Source organism: Nesterenkonia ebinurensis (genome assembly GCF_008711175.1).
In the GTDB taxonomy this organism is placed as follows: Bacteria; Actinomycetota; Actinomycetes; order Actinomycetales; family Micrococcaceae; genus Nesterenkonia; species Nesterenkonia ebinurensis.
Window position 1 is genome coordinate 90,032 of sequence record NZ_VWNF01000001.1, and the last position, 16,950, is coordinate 106,981.

Sequence of the window (16,950 nt, forward strand, 5' to 3'; positions counted from 1 at the left end):
GTCAGAGCGGGGCAGGGCTAAAGAGGCGCATCTGGCGGGATGGGGACGTCGAGGCCCAGCAGCGCGTTCTCAGTGACCTCCATCAAAGCGGGGTGAATCCAGTACTGGCCGCGAGCCGCCGTGTAGGAGTCCTGGCCGAAACTCATCGCGTGCACGATCGGCTGGATCAGGTTGGAGGACTGGTAGCCCATGGCATGGGCACCAAGGATCTGACCGTTTCGCCTATCGGCGATGATCTTGAGGATCCCGTAGGAGTCCTCCATGGCCCAGCCATAGGCGGTGTCCCCGTAGCGCTGGGTCTTAGTGGTCAGATTCTGCGCACCGACCGCTGAAGCGGCCTGAGCCTCGGTGAGGCCCACCTGGGCGATCTCCGGGTGGGAGAAGATCGCTGAGGGGATCGCCTCCGAACGGACTTTCCGCAGGTCATCGGGGTTCTCCAGGTTATGGGCCACCACCCGTGCTTCATGGTTGGCCACATGCTTGAGCATAGCCTCTGAGGAGACGTCGCCCAGGGCGTAGAGACCCTCCACTGGTTCTCCCCCGCTGAGCACCCGCTGATACTGGTCCACCGCGATCCGGCCGTCTGGGTGCAGGTCGAGTCCGGCCTGCTCGGCGCCCACCAGATCGCTGTTCGGTCTGCGTCCGATGGCCAGCAACACCGTGTCCACCTGGTACTCCTCGGACCGGCCGTCGGAGGTGACCAGCTGGGCGGTCACCTGGCCGTTCTCATCAGGCACGACGGCGCCCAGGGTGCGCTGGTAGAGCACCGACCAGTTCTTCTCCGCCTCAGCGGAGTAGGCAGCGGCGATCTCCTCATCCAGCTGGTTCATCAGCCCGATGCTGCGGTTGATCTGAATGACCTCGGAGCCCAGACCGGAGAAGACTCCGGCAAACTCACAGGCAATATAGCCGCCTCCCACAATCAGGATGCTGCCGGGGAGCTTGGCGATTCGCATGATGGTCTCTGAGGTGTGCACCTGAGGCAGATCGACCCCGGGAACCTCCGGGATCAGGGGGCGGGAACCAGCCGCAATCACCACCTGCCGGGCCTCAACCTCGGTGCCTGACTCGCTGCGGAAGGACTTGGGGCTGGTGAGTGTGACCTTCTCAGAGATCAGGTCTACATTCTCCAGGCGCTCACGGTATTCCCGGCCGCCGGATGAGATGGCGTCCACACGGGCGAAAACCCGGTCGCGGATGGCCGGCCAGTCGGCACGCACAGTGGCCATCTCCACGCCGAGCCGGGCGGCCTCCTCGGGCACACGAGCCAGGGCCGAGGGCCGGACGAACATCTTGGTGGGGATGCAGCCCACGTTCAGGCAGGTGCCGCCGAAAGCACCGGTGGCCTCAATCCCTTTATCGGCCAGCGCCACTTTCTTGTCATCCCAATAGGGGGTGATCAGGGAGTTTCCGGAGCCGGAGCCGATGATGGCGACGTCATGGGTAGGCATAGCCGGCTCAGGAGGTGAGCTTCTTGGCTGGTACCAGCTGCTTGATGAGCTCGTCGAAGCTCTTGACCATATCGCGCACCGGATCGCCGGGCCAGAGGTGCACCGGGTAGGCCGCGCCCTGGATCTGCTGCCAGTGCGGGTTCTCCTCCAGCACCGGGAGCATGAGCTTATCGGTGTAGAGCCGCTCCATCTCCAGCAGCCGGTACTCGTGCTCGGCGGAGTCTGCGCGGGCACGGTTGACGACGACGCCGGCCTGAGTCAGCTGAGGGGCGAACTCATTGGAGAACATCCGGATGGCGCGCATCGTGCGTTCAGTGCCTGCGACCGAGAAGAGGCTGGGCTCAGCCACCAGCAGCACCTGGTGGGAGGCTGCCCAGGCAATTCTGGTCAGCCCGGAGAGTGAGGGCGGGCAGTCCACCAGCACCAGATCGTAGCCGGTGAGCTTGTCCACCAGGGTCTTCAGCCGCTTCATGTCTTTGGGCCGGATATCTGGCCGGTCAAAGGCGGCGGAGAGGGCTGAGCCGACCACTACATCCAGCACGGCGCTCTGTTTCTTGTCCTCCGGGAGCAGTTCCACCCAGCCGGAGGGTACAACGTGGTCGGAGATGCGGGCTTTGCGGTACTCCTTGAGCAGCTGGCCGGCCTCCCGCCCTTTGCCGCGGGCCACGTTGAGCCCGGTGGTGCAGTCGGCGTGCGGGTCGAGGTCTATGACCAAGGTCCTGACCCCGCTGTTAAGGGCCGCTGAGGCCAGGCCCATGGTGACCGAGGTCTTACCGACCCCGCCTTTCAGACTGGACACGCTGAGAATCTGCACTAGTCCATCCTACTGGTCGAAAGGGCCTGAACGTCTCAGGAAGCCTGCTTGCGGGCACGCATCTGCGCCAGCTCATCACTGGCCTCGAATGCGGCCAGCTCAGGCGCCTGACCTGCGACGGCAACCTGCTCTTGGGTGCGTTCGCGGGGAAGCTCGGCCAGGCTGCCTTCGACTTCACGCCATACCCGTCCCACTGCGATGCCGAAGACGCCCTGTCCGCCCTGGACCAGGTCGATGACCTCATCAGTGGAGGTGCATTCGTAGACGCTGGCGCCGTCGGACATCAGGGTGATCTCAGCGAGGTCTTCCACCCCGCGCTCCCTGAGATGCTCGATGGCGGTGCGGATCTGCTGCAGTGAGACTCCGGTGTCCAACAGCCGTTTGACCACTTTGAGCACCAGGATGTCACGGAAGGAATAGAGCCTGGCTGAGCCTGAGCCGGAGGCGTTGCGCAGGGAGGGCTCCACCAGTTTGGTCCTTGCCCAGTAGTCAAGCTGACGGTAGGTGATTCCGGCGGCGGAGCAGGCGATGGGACCGCGGTAGCCCATGTCTTCGTCCAGCTCAGGGAGACCGTCGTCGAACAGGGTGTCCTGGGCTGCGGGACGGTGGCGGCTGCGCGGTGCTTCTGCGCGTTGGTCCTTCACTCAGGCACCTCTCGTCTTTTCTGCATCAGGGGAAGTGAGTCAGTTATTTGGCCAGTGTATCGGCAGGCGCCGGGGATGTGCTGGCAGCCCGGTGAGCGTTCGGCGTGTCTGGGGTTCCTCGGTGCGGCTCATGAGCGGTCGAAGTCCTCAGGACCGGCGTCGGAGAGGAATCTCTGGAACTCGCGGATCTCGTCCTCAGAGATAGGCCCCTTGGCTGTCACCTGATCTGCTTCTGGGCTGGCTCCGGGGGTGGACGATGAGTCAGCGGAGCGGTAGCGGGGAGTGACCGAGACTGCCCGCAGCGTGTCGCCGTCCATGGTGATGCGGCAGTGTGCGCGTACTGCCACAGCGATGGCATCGGAGGCGCGTGCGTCGATGGTCCGTCCACTGTTGAGCAGGACGGAACCGGCGTAGGTGCTGGCGTCCAGCAGCCGGACTTCCACCGAGACGATTCCCTGGCCGAGATCCTCCAAGACGGTGGTGAGCAGATCATGGGTCATGGGCCGGTGCGGCACCTCGCCCTGGAGAGCGCGGGCCACAGCCGCTGCTTCGGCAGGGCCGACAACCACGGCCACATGGAGGTTCTCGGTGCCTGGCTCAGCCCCGCGCAGGATCAGCACAGGTTGGCTGCTGGGCAGCTCAACCCGAACTCCGACCACCTCCAGCTGCACCTGGGCTGCACTCATACCTCCAGTGTAGGCCCCCTCGATATGCGCGGTTCAAGTATCGAGCAGCTGGCAACGGAACGGCGGGAAAGCAAGGCCGGGAAGCCTAGGGTGCCCCTGCCCTCTGGGGTCCGCGCAGTTGGGAAAGCATCTGGATGGGCCAATCAGGGAGGACCGACGCGGGTGCCGTCCAGGCGCCGAGATCGGACCGCGCTATCGGCGGTCGATTCTCTCGACGGCGGAGTCCATGAGGGAGGCGCGCAGATCTTTGAGGCACTGCAGCATCTCTTTGGAGGACTCTGCCACCCGAGCTCGGGCTGCGGCGTCCTTGCGAGCTGCGTGCGGGGCCATGGCTCGGGCGATGAGGTCCAGCTCGGCGTCGGCGGAACGGCGCAGAGTGACCAGGTGCTTGGGCTCCAGTCCGTAGCGGGCCAGCACCCGCACGGCTTTGACCGCTTTGAGGTCGTGGTGGCTGTAGTTGCCCTGGGCGTCGGCGGAGATGATGCGGAATTTCTCCAAGGTGTCGAGCATCCCGCGGGTGGCTCCGGACAGGGCGCGCAGCTCCTTGCGGCTCATCGGGCGGGTGCGTCCGGTGAGCTGGGCGGCTAGTTCCCCGGTGACTTCGCGCGGTCCCACCGGCGCAGACTCAGGCAGCGCCTCAGGCTTCTCCCCGGCGTCGATGGCCTCCATGGTCTGCTTGATGACGTCCAGGGGCATATACCTATCCCGCTGCAGGGCGAGGATGAAGCGCAGGCGCTCCACATCTGCGGCGGAGTATTTGCGGTACCCGGATTGGGTGCGGGCAGGCTCCACCAGGTCGCGCTCCTCCAGGAACCTCAGCTTGGATGCTGAGAGGTCGGGGAACTCGTGCTGCAGTTCGCGCAGCACCTCAGAGATGGTGAAGACGTGGCTGTCGGCGGGCCCGGCGTTCTCAGCCGGTTTGGGCTGGCGAGCAGGTGTTGCACTCACAGGCGCATCCTCTTTCGGGGTTCAGGGGAAGGAAAGAAGTCAGCCCCAGGATAACGTGCCCAGAGAATAAGTCCCGTCATTTGCGTCATGGAGATTCTGCCGGCGCTCTTCAGACCCGCCGGCGCCCGGTCTGTCTGCGACTCAGCTGCCCCCGGTGTAGAAGGTGAGCCGGAATTTGCCGATCTGCACCTCATCACCTGCGGAGAGCAGGTGACTGTCCACTCGGTCATGGTTGACGTAGGTGCCGTTGAGGCTGCCCAGATCCTCAATCCGGAACACAGAATCGGTGCGCAGAATTTTCACATGGCGCCGTGAGACGGTGACATCGTCCAGGAAGATATCCGCCTCAGGGTGCCGGCCCACGGTGGTCTCGTCCTGGTCCACCAGGAAGCGTGCTCCCTGGTTGGCCCCGGTATGGGCGATCAGCAGTGCCGAACCCTGCGGGAGGGCCCCGATGGCTGCACTGTCCTGATCAGAGAGATTGGCCTCCAAAGGCCCGGTGTGGGCTGGCGGCAGCGCAATGGAGGTGGTCTCCGATGCGCTCTCCGGCGCGACGTCGTGCTCATGGTGCTTCTCTGCAGACACCGGTTCCTCCTCTCGCAGCTCTTCACCTCTGCCTGAGGTCACAACTATATAACAATGGCGCAGGCTCAGCCCACCTGGGCGGAATACTCCTCGGCACTGAGCAGCGCGTCCAGGCCGGAGTCCTCAGCCAGCTTCACTTCGAAGAGCCAACCGCCGCCGTAAGGCTCAGCGTTGATGGCCTGCGGCTCATCGTCCAGGGTCTCGTTGACCGCAGTGATCTCACCGGCGACCGGGGCGTAGATATCGGAGACAGACTTGGTGGACTCCACCTCCCCGACCACGTCACCTGCTGCGACGGTGGATCCGACCTCCGGTTGCTCCACGTAGACCACCTCACCAAGGGCATCCTGGGCGAAGTCGGTGATGCCGATGCACACCACGCCCTCATCATTGGGACTGGAGACCCACTCGTGCTCGGCGCTGTACTTGAACTCGTCGGGAACTGTGCTCATCGATGCTCCTTGGAAAGCTGGGGGTGGAACAAAACTGTTGCTGCAGCCAACTTAGCACCCAGCACCTACTGCCCGAAGTTCCGCCTCAGCCGAGCACGCCTTCACGGATCGCCCGCAGCACCGCATTGGTCCGGTCACGTGCGCCGAGCTTGATCAGGATCGAAGAGATGTGGTTCTTCACCGTGCCCTCCGCGAGGTGGACCAGGTCTGCGATCTGCCGGTTGGAGTAGCCCTCGGCCACCAGCCGCAGCACCTCGACCTCCCTCTCGGTGAGCGATTCGACGACGACGCCGGATGCTCCAGCAGGTGCCGGAGCGGACTTGATTGCCCGCAGCAGCCGGTCGGTGATGGAGGGCGCGATGAGTGTGCCGCCCTCTGCGAGCGCCTGCACTGCTGCGGCGAGCTGCTCCACGGTGACGTCTTTGAGCAGGTAGCCGCGGGCACCGGCGCGCAGGGCCTCAAGCACCAGGGTGTCATCGTCGAAGGTGGTGAGCACCAGCACCGGGATCTCCCGTCCGGCGGCTTGGAGCTGCTGGAGCAGCCAGAGACCGTCATAGCGGGGCATCCGCAGGTCCAGCAGCACCACCTCAGGAACCTGGTCTTCGGCTGCCTCATCCAGCAGGGTGAGCGCCTCAGCGCCGTCGCCGGCTTCGGCCATCACGGTGATTCCGCCGAGCTCCAGCAGGGTCCGGATGCCCTGCCGGACCAGGGTCTGGTCATCGACCACCATCACTCGCACCGCAGTGCCGGTGTGCTGTTCGGTCACTGCGCCCCCGCGGGTTCGTCGCGGAGCCCGGGTGCGGCACTCTGCCCTGCGGCGGGAAGACGCACCTGGATGGTGAACTGCGGGGAGCTGGAGACTCTCAGCTGCCCGCCCAGCAGCTCCACCCGCTCGCGCAGCCCGGTCAGGCCGTGGCCCAGGGTGATGGTTTTCGGCGCCAGCCCGTCGTTGCTGCCGGTGAGCACCACTTCCGGGCCGGCCTGACCCAGGGTCAGGGACAGCTGCTGTGCCTGCGAGTGCTTGACCGCATTGGTGATGATCTCCTGGGCCGCTCGGACCAGAGCCGCGGTCTGCTGGTCGTCCACCGCCACGACGGGGGCGACGTCCACCTGGATCTCCAGCGAGGGGACCGCCGCCGCCAGTCGCTCCAGGTGGGTCTGCAGGTCCCCGGGCCCGGTCTCGCGCAGCTCGCCGACAGTGGCCCGCACATCAGCCAGCAGTTGCTTGGCCACCCCTGCCGCCCGATCGATATGGGCAGAAGCGTCCTGGGCGGATCGGCTGCCTGCGCTGCGGTGCTTGGCCGCCTCCAGCTCCAGGTTGAGCACCGTGAGCTGGTGGCCCATGGCGTCGTGCAGCTCCCGGGAGATCCGCAGCCGCTCGGCCGTGGCGGCCGAGTCCTCCAGCAGCACCCCTGCCGCCTCAAGCTCCAGGTTCTTCTGCTCCAGCTCGCTGCGGAACACTATTTCGCGGTACAGGGCATAGGTGCTGAACATCGAAGCCAGGTGGATAATCATGTAGAAGACGGTGGTGGCCAGGTACTCCACCGGGGCCGCTCCGTGAGCCACCATGTGCCCGAGCACCACTGCACAGTTCAGCCCAATGACACCCAGCACCATAGGGATTGGGATGAGGTAGCTGCCCACGGCAGCAACCACCACCAGGATTACCACCAGCATCCCCTGGTCGGGCATCGTGAGCAGCAGTGCCCAGGAACTCAGCACAGCAGCCGCGTAGGCGGCGTTCTGCCAGCTGGTGCTGAGCCGGCCGCTGGCAGCCAGCACCACTGCGGAGAGGCAGCCGATGAGCAGTCCGGCCCAGAGCCAGCTCGGAATATAAGGGTCACCGCCGACGGCGAGCATCAGCACGCCCACACCGAAGCAGAGCCCCAGAATAGCGATGCCGGAGAACTCCTCCCAGCGGCGACGGCGCGACCTGCCGGACATCTCGGAAAGCACCTGCGCCGGTGCCCACTGATCCTCCATAGTCACCAAGCCTACTGACTCCCGGGGCCCGCCAGGGGTGCCGAAAGTCATGGCCCAGCTCATGACCAGCGGCACAGGTGCACCAGCGTGAGAGGCGGAAAGCTGGAGCCCATGACAGAACACAAAGAGCAGCACGCAGAACAGAGTGCGCCGCCGGCCATCGATGCCCAGCATTTGGTCAAGCGGTACAAGACCAAGACAGCGGTGGACGGAATCAGCCTTCAGGTGGCCGCCGGTGAGACGTTCGGGATCCTGGGCACCAACGGTGCCGGTAAGACCACCGTCGTGGAGATGATCGCCGGGCTGCGCAAACCCACTGAGGGTTCGGTGCGGATCCTGGGCCTGGACCCCTTCACTGACCGGGCGAAGGTCCGGCAGATCCTGGGCGTCCAGCTGCAGCAGGCCTATCTGCACGGCTCGCTGACCGCCCGGGAGCTGGTGAACCTCTACCGCAGCTTTTACCCCGATCCGCTGGATGCCGAGAAGGCCCTGGCGATGGTGGAGCTGACCGATAAGGCCAGAACCAAGTTCGACAACCTCTCCGGCGGCCAGATGCAGCGGCTGTCCATCGCCCTGGCGCTGATCGGCCGGCCGCAGGTGGTGATCCTGGACGAGCTGACCACCGGTCTGGATCCCAAGGCCCGCCGCCGGGTCTGGGGAACCATCGAGTCGCTGGCCGAGCAGACGGTGATCCTGGTCAGCCACGCCATGGACGAGGTGGAGCGGCTCTGCAACCGGGTCGCACTGATCGACGCCGGTCGAATCATCGCTCAGGGCACCCCTGACCAGTTGAAGCAACAGGCAGGTACCAGCACCCTGGAGGACGCTTTCGTGGCGCTGACCGGCAGAGAGATTCACGACGACGAGGAGGACGACTGAGATGACAAGCACTGCAGTTCAGGCCCGCAGACCAGGGCTCAATGCATGGCTGAAGCTGATCGAGGCCGAAGCTAAGATGGTGATCCGGGACTATGCGGGGCTGATCGTCCCGCTCGGGCTGCCGATGCTGATCCTGGTGATGCAGGGCATCATGATCGACGATATCCATCAGGAGCTGGCCGAGGGCGTCACCGTCTTCTCCTACTACGCGCTGCCGGTGGTGATCAGCATGGTGGTGTCCACGATCGCGGTGATCAATATGCCCAGCTTCCTGGCCACCTACCGCAAGACCAAGCTGCTGCGCCGACTTGCGGTCACCCCGGCCTCGCCGGCCATGGTGCTGGTGGCCCAGATGGTGGTCAGCTTCATCCAGGTCATCCTGGGCATCGGACTGGCCTTCGCGATGGCGATGATCTTCTTCGGCGCGAGTCTGCCACAGTCCTTGTTCACCGCGGCTGCCGTGCTGCTGGCCTGCTGCGCGGCGATGTACGGGCTGGGTATGATCGTCGCCTCCATCGCTCCCACCCCAAACTCCTCCGTGGCCATTGGGCTGGTCGCGTTCTTCGGCATCGCAGCCCTGGGCGGCATGTTCGGGCCGGCCGAGAACCTGCCCGATGCCCTGCAGACCCTGGGCTCCTGGCTGCCCTTCGGCGCAGCCGTTGAGGCATTCCAGTCGGCCTGGTTGGGCGAAGCGGTTGATGCGCAGAACTGGCTGGTGCTGGGCGGCTCCGCGGTGATCGGTGCCGGCGTGGCTGCCGCCCTGTTCCGCTGGGAATAGGGGTTAACCAGCTGTCCTCCTCTTCGCGCGCTGCGCGCTCTACCGGCTGCACTCGCCTGGGAAGACACAGAGCAAGTCCCTGACCCGGCCCGCACAGGTCCTGCGGATCTGCATGGGCGCCGAGGTTAGGGGCCCTCGGTCTTCTCTTGGGTCGATTGGCGGTCCCTATCCCGCTTGCGATCCTCAGCCGCGAGCCGGGTGAGCTCGGCGCCTGCCTCGGCATCGCGGGTCAGGTTCTCTCCGGTGGCCGGATCGAAGAGGTGGATGCGCCGGGTGTCTACCCACAGCTCAGCGGTGTCCCCGCCGCGCACCCGGGACATCGCATCCACGGCCACCACCAGCTGGGTGCGCAGTTCGTCGGCATCCATATCCGCGGCCAGATTCTCCAGCGCCTCGGCTACCCGTGGATCGTTCTGATAACGGATATAGCCGTACTGCTCATTGCCCAACCACTCCACATGAGACAACTCAGCGGAGAACACTGACCCGCGGCCGCGCCGGGACTCGTCCACCTGCGAGGCCTCATCGAAGAACTCCGGGCGGATCCCGGCCAGTACAATCTCCTTATCCCGCCCGGCGGCAGCAATCTGCTCAGGAAGCTCAATCTCACCCAGCGGAGTCCTCAGCACTGTGGAACCGGTGGAGCCCTCCTCCACAGTGCCGGGCAGGAAGTTCATGGACGGGGAGCCGATGAACCCCGCCACGAACAGATTGGCCGGCTGCTCGTAGAGCTCACGGGGTGAGGCGATCTGCTGCAGCAACCCTTTCTTCAGCACCGCCACCCGGTCACCCAAGGTCATCGCCTCGGTCTGGTCGTGGGTGACATAGACGCTGGTGGTGTTCAGGCCGCGCTGCAGCTGGGAGATCTCGGCACGCATCTGACCGCGCAGCTTGGCGTCCAGATTGGACAGCGGCTCGTCGAAGAGGAAAGCATTGGCCTCCCGGACGATGGCCCGGCCCATGGCCACCCGCTGCCGCTGACCACCGGAGAGGTTAGCCGGCTTGCGCTGCAGGTGTTCGGTGAGCTCCAACATTCCGGCCGCCCGCTGCACCTTCTCCTTGACCTCACCCTCAGTGAACTTCCCCTTGGCCAGTCGCATCGGAAAGGCGATGTTCTCGAAAACGGTCAAATGCGGGTAGAGGGCGTAGTTCTGGAAGACCATGGCCAGGTTGCGCTCCCGGGGCGGTTTCTCGTTGACCCGTTCTCCACCGATCAGCAGGTCCCCAGAGGTGATGTCCTCCAGTCCCACTATCATCCGCAGCAGAGTGGACTTGCCGCAGCCGGAGGGCCCCACCAGAATCACGAACTCGCCGTCCTCAATATCTATGGAGACATCGTTGACCGCCGGGAAGCCGTCGTCGTACTCCTTGACGATGTTCTGCAGAGTGATTGATGCCATTGTTGTAGGTCCTTTCTAGCCCTTGACTGCGCCCTGTGTCAGGCCGGAGACGATGCGCCGCTGGAACAGCAGCACCAGGACGACGACGGGAATGGTCACCACGATTGCCGCAGCAGAGATGGCGCCGGTGGGCTCTTCGAACTGACTGGCCCCGGTGAAGAAGGCCAGGGCCGCCGGGACCGGCCGGGCCGCCTCGGTGGAGGTCAGGGAGATACCGTAGACGAAGTCGTTCCAGGCGATGAAGAACGCCAGAATCGCAGTGGTGAAAACTCCCGGCGCAGCCAGTGGCACGATTGCTTTGCGGAAGGCCTGCCACTGGGTGGCACCGTCCACCTGGGCGGCCTGCTCCAGGTCCCAGGGGATCTGCCGGAAGAAGGCAGAAAGCGTCCAGATGGAGATCGGCAGGGTCAGTGACAGGTACGGGATGATCAGACCCGGCCAGGTGTCGTAGAGGCCGATGGTCCGCCAGAGGTTGAACAGCGGAGTGACCACCGAGATCACCGGGAAGATGGAGACCGCCAGGGCCACTCCCAGGATGATCCGTTTGCCGGGGAACTCCAGGCGGGCGATGGCGTATGCGCACAGGGTGGCCAGCACCACGGCGATGAAGGTGGCGATCAGGGTGATGCCGATCGAGTTGCGCAGGGCGGAAAGAAACAGCCCCTGAGCGTCGCCCACGAAGATCATCTCGTAGTTCTGCCAGGTCCAGCTGGTGGGCAGGAAGTTCTGGTTGCCCAGGTCCCCGGGAGTCTTGAAGCTGGTGGCGAAGATGGCAGCGACCGGAAACAGGGAGTAGCCCAGCACCAACAGCGCCACCAGGGTCCAGCCGAGCCTAGACTTGCTCTTGGGGCTCACTGGTCCTCACCTCCGTTCTTGCCCTTGGCCTGAGACTGGTCGGTGCCAGAGGCCAGGTCCACGTTGAACAGCTTGATGGCGGCGAAGCACATCAGCAGCACGCAGAGGAACAGCACCACAGAGACCGCTGAGCCTAGTCCGATCTCCAGCCGGGAAATCGACTGCCGGTAGGCCAGCAGGGCCAGCACCTCAGTGCCCTGGTCTCCCCCGGTCATCACGAACACCGAGTCGAAGATGCGGAATGCGTCCAGGGCCCGGAAGAGCACAGCGACCATGATGGCGGCCTTCATATTCGGGATGATCACCCGGGTGAACTGCTGGGTTCGGGTGGCCCCGTCGACTTTGGCGGCCTCCACCAGCTCCTCAGGCACCTGGGCGAGCCCAGCCAGCAGCAGCAGGGCGATGAACGGGGTGGTCTTCCAAATCTCGGCAGCCATGATCACCGACAGGGCGGTCCAGGTGTTGCCGAACCAGTCCAGCTCCGCACTGATGCCCGGCACCCAGGAGAACCAGCTGTTGATGAACCCGGAGTTGATGTCAAACATGAAGTACCAGGCGAAGGCGGCCACCACGGTGATGATCGCATAGGGCACCAGGATGGCAGTGCGCAGCACCCCACGCAGAGCCTTCAGCGCCCGGTGCATGACCATCGCCAGAGCGAAGCCGAGCACCAGCTCAACGGCTACCGTGACCACGGTGATGAGCAGGGTCACCAGGAAAGCCCGCCAGAAGGTCCAATCGGTGAACAGCAGCAGGTAGTTGTCCAGAAAGACGAACTCTCGTTCGTCCGGGGTGGTGAGCCGGTAGGAGAACAATGAGTCGAAGGTGGCCTGAGCGATGGGGTAGGCCGTGACCGCCAGCATGATCACGAACGCTGGGCCGGCCAGCATCCAGCCGAGCCGGGCTTCGGCCCGAGTCCGCTCTGACTTTGCCGGCTTCCCGGCTTTAGCTCTCCGCTTGGCGGCGGGTACTGCAGGGGTACTCATAGCAGGCGCTCCCCCCGTAAGACGTCCAAGATGTACTGAGCAGTGTTGGCCGGGGTGCGCTCGGCGTTCACCCCGGAGACCGGGGTGAAGTTCAGTTGGATCGATTCGGAGATTTCGTTGTAGTAGGGGGTCTGCGGTCTGGGGGCGGCGTTGTCGAGCGCATCGCGGATGGTCTCAGCCATGGGGAAGTCCTCCTCGATGGCAGGGTCGTTGAAAGCTGAGGCCGAGGAGGGCGGGTTGCCGTTGGTGAGGAAGTACTCGGTCTGGTTCTCCGGGCGGACAATGCACTCAATGGCCTCGAATGCCAGCTCAGGATGCTCCGACTCAGCACCGACTCCCAAGTTGATTCCGCCCAGCGGCGGTGCTGCGGGGGTGTCGGGGTCGACCCGGGGGTATTCGGCCCAGCCGATGTCATCGGGTAGGTCGGCATCCACGCTTCCTTCCTCGGCTGCGGCGTTGGTGGCCGGCCAGACGAAGGGCCAGTTGACCATGAAGGAGCCGTTGTCCCGTTGGAACATCAGCATGGACTGGTTCTCATCCAGGGAGGCCACCCCTGGCCCGGCCAGTTGTTCAGAGCCGATGGTCCCGATGATCTCTGCGGTGCGCTGTCCGGCCTCAGAGTCCAGGCTGGTCTCCAACTCATCGGCTCCGGCGGAGGGGTCCACCAGGATGGACTCGCCCTGGGACTCCATGAGGCTGTTGACCCAGACGGTCATCGACTCCGCACGGATGCCTTGGATACTCAGGTGTTTGTCCTGTTCCCGGGCAGCCTCTATGAGGTCGTCCCAGGTCACCGGCTCGCTCATGTCCAAGCCGGCTTCCTCGGCCACAGATTCGCGGTACCAGAGGATCTGGGTGTTGGCCCAGAACGGGACGGTGACCAGTTCATCATTCCACATGGCTCCAGCCAGGGCGCCTTCCAGGGTGTCCTCTGTGGTGCGCTCGGCCACGTCCTGCGGCACCGGGGCCAGGAAACCGGGCTCGGCCAGCTCCGGGATGAATGGCGGGTCGATGGACATGATGTCCAGGGATGAGTCTCCTGCGGCCAACCGCCGGGCCAGTTGCTCCCGCTGGGCAGGGGCATCATTGGGCAGCAGAGAGGTCTGGATCCGGTAGGCGCCGTCCGCCTCTTCAGTGCACTGCTGAGCCAGTGCCTGCTGCCCGCCGTCGTCAGGGTTGATGTACCAGGTCAGCACGGGGACCTCGTCCTCCGCTCCGCAGCCGGTGAGCACCAAGGCTGCTGCGGCAGCGGCTGCCGCAGCCCGGGACCAGTTTCCGGTCACGTGTACAACACCTCCTTGCTGAGGTGACCTGTGTCACAACTCCTGGTGTGCACAGTAGTACTACACGGTCATAAATGGAAGCCCCCACACCCATTTCCGCAGGAACAAAGCCCCCAGTCAGGGCATTACAGGCAGGAAAGATACCGCGAACTACGCGGACTTTTTGCGCAGCCGCTTGGCCTCGGAGCGAGTGACCATAATGGGCTCCGCCTCTTCCCGGACGGTCTCGCCGGTGATGGTCACCGAGGCGATGTCGTCCCGACCAGGCAGGTCAAACATGATGGGGTTGAGCACGTTCTCCAGGATGGAGCGCAGTCCGCGCGCACCGGTCCCCCGAGCCTGGGCCTGCTCCACCACCGCAGTGATGGCATCCGGCTCAAACTCCAACTCCACCTCATCAAGGCTGAAGATCTTCTGGTACTGCTTCAGCAGCGCGTTCTTCGGCTTGGTGAGGATATCTGTGAGCGCATCCTGGTCCAGCTCCTCCACGGTGGCCACCACGGGCAGGCGGCCGATGAACTCGGGAATCAGCCCAAACTTGTGCAGGTCCTCAGGCTCTACATCGGCGTAGCTGGCCTCACCAGGGATGATGGTGGACAGCGGGACACCGAAGCCCAGGCCCTTGCGGCCGGACCGAGATTCGATGATCTCCTCCAACCCGGCGAAGGCGCCAGCCACAATGAAGAGCACATTGGAGGTGTCGATCTGGATGAACTCCTGGTTGGGGTGCTTACGCCCACCCTGGGGTGCCACCGAGGCCACAGTGCCTTCCAGGACCTTCAGCAGCGCCTGCTGCACGCCTTCACCGGAGACATCCCGGGTGATCGAGGGGTTTTCGGACTTTCGGGAGATCTTGTCGATCTCGTCGATGTAGACGATGCCCTGTTCTGCCTTCTTCACATCACCGTCAGCGGCTTGGATGAGCTTGAGCAGGATGTTCTCCACGTCCTCACCCACATAGCCGGCCTCAGTAAGGCTGGTGGCATCGGCCACGATGAACGGAACCTGCAGCTTCTTCGCCAGAGACTGGGCCAGATAGGTTTTGCCGGATCCGGTGGGACCCACCATGAGGATATTGGACTTGCCGATCTCCACCTCATCGAAGGGCCCCTTCTCCAGGGACGCGGTCTTCGACGCCGAACCGGTGGACTGGATCCGCTTGTAGTGGTTGTGCACCGCCACCGCCAGGGCCCGCTTGGCCTTGTCCTGGCCGACCACGTATTCGTCCAGGAACTCTTTGATCTGCTTGGGCGTGGGGAGTTCTACCTCAGCGGTCTCCTGGACCTCGTTGAGGTACTCATCGATGATCTCGTTGCACAGCTCGATGCACTCATCGCAGATGTAGACGCCGGGGCCGGCGATCAGCTTATAGCGCACCTGCTTCTGCGACTTGCCGCAGAAGGAACATTTCAGCAGATCGGTGCTCTCACCAATTCTGGCCATAGCCGTGCAACCCTCTCGCCGTGCATTTTTTAGGGGACTTCGATAAGCCTACGTCAGACCCCGGACATCCTCCCGCACCGACTCACAGTGCTTGTCCCGGCGCCGGGCACAGATGTCGCACCTGCCTGCGGTGCGCCAACCCTCAATCGTCGCTCGAGCCTCATCCTTACACCGGCAGTTTGCGGGAGGAGAGGACTTCGTCCACCAGGCCGTACTCCTTGGAGCCAGCGGCAGAGAGGAACTTGTCGCGGTCGATGTCCTCACTGACCTGCTCGGCCGTCTTATCGGTGTGCTGGGCCAGCACCTCCTCCATCCAGGTACGGATCCGGCGAATCTCATCGGCCTGAATGGCCAGGTCGGTGGCTGTTCCGCGGGAGCCGCCGATGGCCGGCTGGTGGATCAGCACCCGGGCATTGGGCAGTGCGAACCGTTTGCCGGGGGTGCCAGCAGCCAGCAGCACGGCGGCCGCGGAGGCCGCCTGGCCCAGGCAGACGGTCTGCACATGGGGACGGATGTACTGCATGGTGTCGTAGATGGCGGTCATCGCAGTGAAGGAGCCGCCTGGGGAGTTGATGTAGAGGGTGATGTCCCGTTCGGAGTCCATCGACTCCAGCACCAGCAGCTGGGCCATGATGTCATCGGCGGAGGCGTCGTCCACCTGGGCGCCGAGGAACACGATCCGCTCCTCGAACAGCTTGGCGTAGGGGTCCTGGCGCTTGAACCCATAGGGGGTGCGCTCCTCGAACTGCGGCAGGATGTAGCGGGAGTCCACGGTGCCCGGTGCAGTGGGCAGCGCCTGCGGGGTTTGGCTGAGGTCGAAGTTCATCTCAATGTCTCCTGTGAAGAATCAGTGGCCTGTGAAGTGTGCGTGGTGGGGCGGCGTCGTCGTAATGCTCAGACTCCGCCGCCGCCGGAGACGGTGGTGGAGCGCTGGGCGATCTTGTCGAAGAACCCGTACTCCAGGCCATCCTCAGCGGTGAACCACTTATCGCGTGCGTTGTCCGTGAGGATGGTCTCCACGCTCTGCCCGGTCTGCTCGGCGGTGAGCTCTGCCATCACCTGCTTCATGTGTTTGATCAGCTCGGCCTGGATGCGCACATCGGATTCGGTGCCGCCGATGCCGCCGGAGGGCTGGTGCATCAGGATGCGGGCGTGCGGGGTGGCGAAGCGCTTGCCGGGTGTGCCGGAGGAGAGCAGGAACTGGCCCATGGAGGCGGCCAGGCCGGTGGCCACGGTGACCACATCGTTGGGGATGAACTGCATGGTGTCGTAGATGGCCATGCCGGCGGTCACTGAGCCGCCCGGGGAGTTGATGTAGAGGTAGATATCGCGCTCGGGGTCCTCAGCGGACAGCAGCAGCATCTGCGAGCAGATGGTGTTGGCGTTGTCATCGCGCACCTCAGAGCCCAGCCAGATGATCCGCTCCTTGAGGAGCCGGTTGTAGATGTAGTTCTCCTGGGACGCCGGGTCCACACTCGAGGCCGCGGTGGGCAGCTGCTCAGACATCAAGTTCCTCCTTGTGACGGGTTCTGCTACGACATTACTTCAGGGGAACGACGCCGCCTTCCCGCCTCGCGCACTGTTCGCGCCGGGCAGAGCGGAGCCGGTCCCGGGGCGCCGTTCACGCCGCCCCTCTGACTCGGCAAAGCCTTACCGAGCTTCGCGCGCGCCTAAAGTCGCTGCAACGCTTGGCTCCCAGCGCATCGCTGCTGAGCGAGTTGGTGTGCCGGATCTCGGTGCTAAAACCTGGCGCAGCCCGGATA

Annotated in this window: 18 protein-coding genes; 2 read left to right on the forward strand and 16 right to left on the reverse strand. The window is 64.4% G+C overall.

The genetic code is table 11. From position 1 onward, the window contains the following. Positions 1 to 17 precede the first annotated feature (17 nt). The 9 genes from F0311_RS00445 to F0311_RS00485 all read right to left on the reverse strand — a co-directional run bounded on the left by F0311_RS00445 (position 18) and on the right by F0311_RS00485 (position 7,614). Positions 18 to 1,451: a mycothione reductase gene (locus F0311_RS00445; RefSeq protein WP_150460000.1), complete on the reverse strand. Its 1,434-nt coding sequence runs from the start codon at positions 1,449 to 1,451 to the stop codon at positions 18 to 20. Positions 1,452 to 1,458: 7 nt separating this feature from the next. Continuing rightward, entirely contained in the window at positions 1,459 to 2,265 is an 807-nt protein-coding gene (locus F0311_RS00450) for a ParA family protein (protein WP_150460001.1), read from the reverse strand. 35 nt (positions 2,266 to 2,300) lie between these two features. Further along, entirely contained in the window at positions 2,301 to 2,909 is a 609-nt protein-coding gene (locus tag F0311_RS00455; RefSeq protein WP_317981938.1) for a MerR family transcriptional regulator, read from the reverse strand. A 128-nt stretch (positions 2,910 to 3,037) separates the two neighbouring features. After that, on the reverse strand, positions 3,038 to 3,595 hold the full coding sequence (locus F0311_RS00460; RefSeq protein ID WP_150460002.1) for a bifunctional nuclease family protein: 558 nt from the start codon (positions 3,593 to 3,595) through the stop codon (positions 3,038 to 3,040). A gap of 192 nt (positions 3,596 to 3,787) precedes the next feature. Continuing rightward, on the reverse strand, positions 3,788 to 4,543 hold the full coding sequence (ftsR, locus tag F0311_RS00465) for a transcriptional regulator FtsR (RefSeq protein WP_150460003.1): 756 nt from the start codon (positions 4,541 to 4,543) through the stop codon (positions 3,788 to 3,790). 141 nt (positions 4,544 to 4,684) lie between these two features. After that, positions 4,685 to 5,128, reverse strand: coding sequence for an FHA domain-containing protein (locus F0311_RS00470; protein WP_150460004.1), 444 nt, complete (start codon positions 5,126 to 5,128; stop codon positions 4,685 to 4,687). A gap of 65 nt (positions 5,129 to 5,193) precedes the next feature. After that, on the reverse strand, positions 5,194 to 5,580 hold the full coding sequence (gcvH, locus tag F0311_RS00475; protein ID WP_150460005.1) for a glycine cleavage system protein GcvH: 387 nt from the start codon (positions 5,578 to 5,580) through the stop codon (positions 5,194 to 5,196). Positions 5,581 to 5,665: 85 nt separating this feature from the next. Further along, positions 5,666 to 6,346, reverse strand: a complete 681-nt coding sequence (locus tag F0311_RS00480) for a response regulator (RefSeq protein WP_223881034.1) — start codon at positions 6,344 to 6,346, stop codon at positions 5,666 to 5,668. Continuing rightward, on the reverse strand, positions 6,343 to 7,614 hold the full coding sequence (locus F0311_RS00485; protein ID WP_191089664.1) for a sensor histidine kinase: 1,272 nt from the start codon (positions 7,612 to 7,614) through the stop codon (positions 6,343 to 6,345). The genes F0311_RS00480 and F0311_RS00485 overlap by 4 nt, the downstream gene beginning before the upstream one ends. Positions 7,615 to 7,674: 60 nt before the next feature. Here F0311_RS00485 and F0311_RS00490 point away from each other — a divergent pair, with 60 nt between their 5' ends. Then, complete coding sequence (locus F0311_RS00490) at positions 7,675 to 8,442, forward strand: ABC transporter ATP-binding protein (RefSeq protein WP_150460007.1); 768 nt, start codon at positions 7,675 to 7,677, stop codon at positions 8,440 to 8,442. 1 nt (position 8,443) lies between these two features. Beyond that, a complete protein-coding gene (locus F0311_RS00495; RefSeq protein ID WP_150460008.1) occupies positions 8,444 to 9,220 on the forward strand; it encodes an ABC transporter permease in 777 nt (258 codons plus the stop codon). A 125-nt stretch (positions 9,221 to 9,345) separates the two neighbouring features. Here F0311_RS00495 and F0311_RS00500 read toward each other — a convergent pair whose 3' ends face one another. The 7 genes from F0311_RS00500 to F0311_RS00530 form a co-directional block, all read right to left on the reverse strand. Next, positions 9,346 to 10,620, reverse strand: coding sequence for an ABC transporter ATP-binding protein (locus tag F0311_RS00500; RefSeq protein ID WP_150460009.1), 1,275 nt, complete (start codon positions 10,618 to 10,620; stop codon positions 9,346 to 9,348). A gap of 15 nt (positions 10,621 to 10,635) precedes the next feature. Next, positions 10,636 to 11,475, reverse strand: coding sequence for a carbohydrate ABC transporter permease (locus tag F0311_RS00505; protein ID WP_150460010.1), 840 nt, complete (start codon positions 11,473 to 11,475; stop codon positions 10,636 to 10,638). Beyond that, positions 11,472 to 12,461 (reverse strand): carbohydrate ABC transporter permease, encoded by a 990-nt coding sequence (locus tag F0311_RS00510; RefSeq protein ID WP_150460011.1) that lies wholly within the window; start codon positions 12,459 to 12,461, stop codon positions 11,472 to 11,474. The genes F0311_RS00505 and F0311_RS00510 overlap by 4 nt, the downstream gene beginning before the upstream one ends. Beyond that, complete coding sequence (locus F0311_RS00515; RefSeq protein ID WP_150460012.1) at positions 12,458 to 13,744, reverse strand: extracellular solute-binding protein; 1,287 nt, start codon at positions 13,742 to 13,744, stop codon at positions 12,458 to 12,460. Before F0311_RS00515 ends, F0311_RS00510 begins: the two co-directional genes overlap by 4 nt. 150 nt (positions 13,745 to 13,894) lie before the next feature. Then, positions 13,895 to 15,187, reverse strand: a complete 1,293-nt coding sequence (clpX, locus tag F0311_RS00520; RefSeq protein WP_150460013.1) for an ATP-dependent Clp protease ATP-binding subunit ClpX — start codon at positions 15,185 to 15,187, stop codon at positions 13,895 to 13,897. 166 nt (positions 15,188 to 15,353) lie between these two features. Continuing rightward, entirely contained in the window at positions 15,354 to 16,013 is a 660-nt protein-coding gene (locus F0311_RS00525; protein ID WP_150460014.1) for an ATP-dependent Clp protease proteolytic subunit, read from the reverse strand. A 68-nt stretch (positions 16,014 to 16,081) separates the two neighbouring features. Continuing rightward, the gene (locus F0311_RS00530; RefSeq protein WP_150460015.1) at positions 16,082 to 16,693 is read right to left on the reverse strand and encodes an ATP-dependent Clp protease proteolytic subunit; all 612 of its coding nucleotides are present in this window, start codon (positions 16,691 to 16,693) and stop codon (positions 16,082 to 16,084) included. Positions 16,694 to 16,950 lie beyond the last annotated feature (257 nt).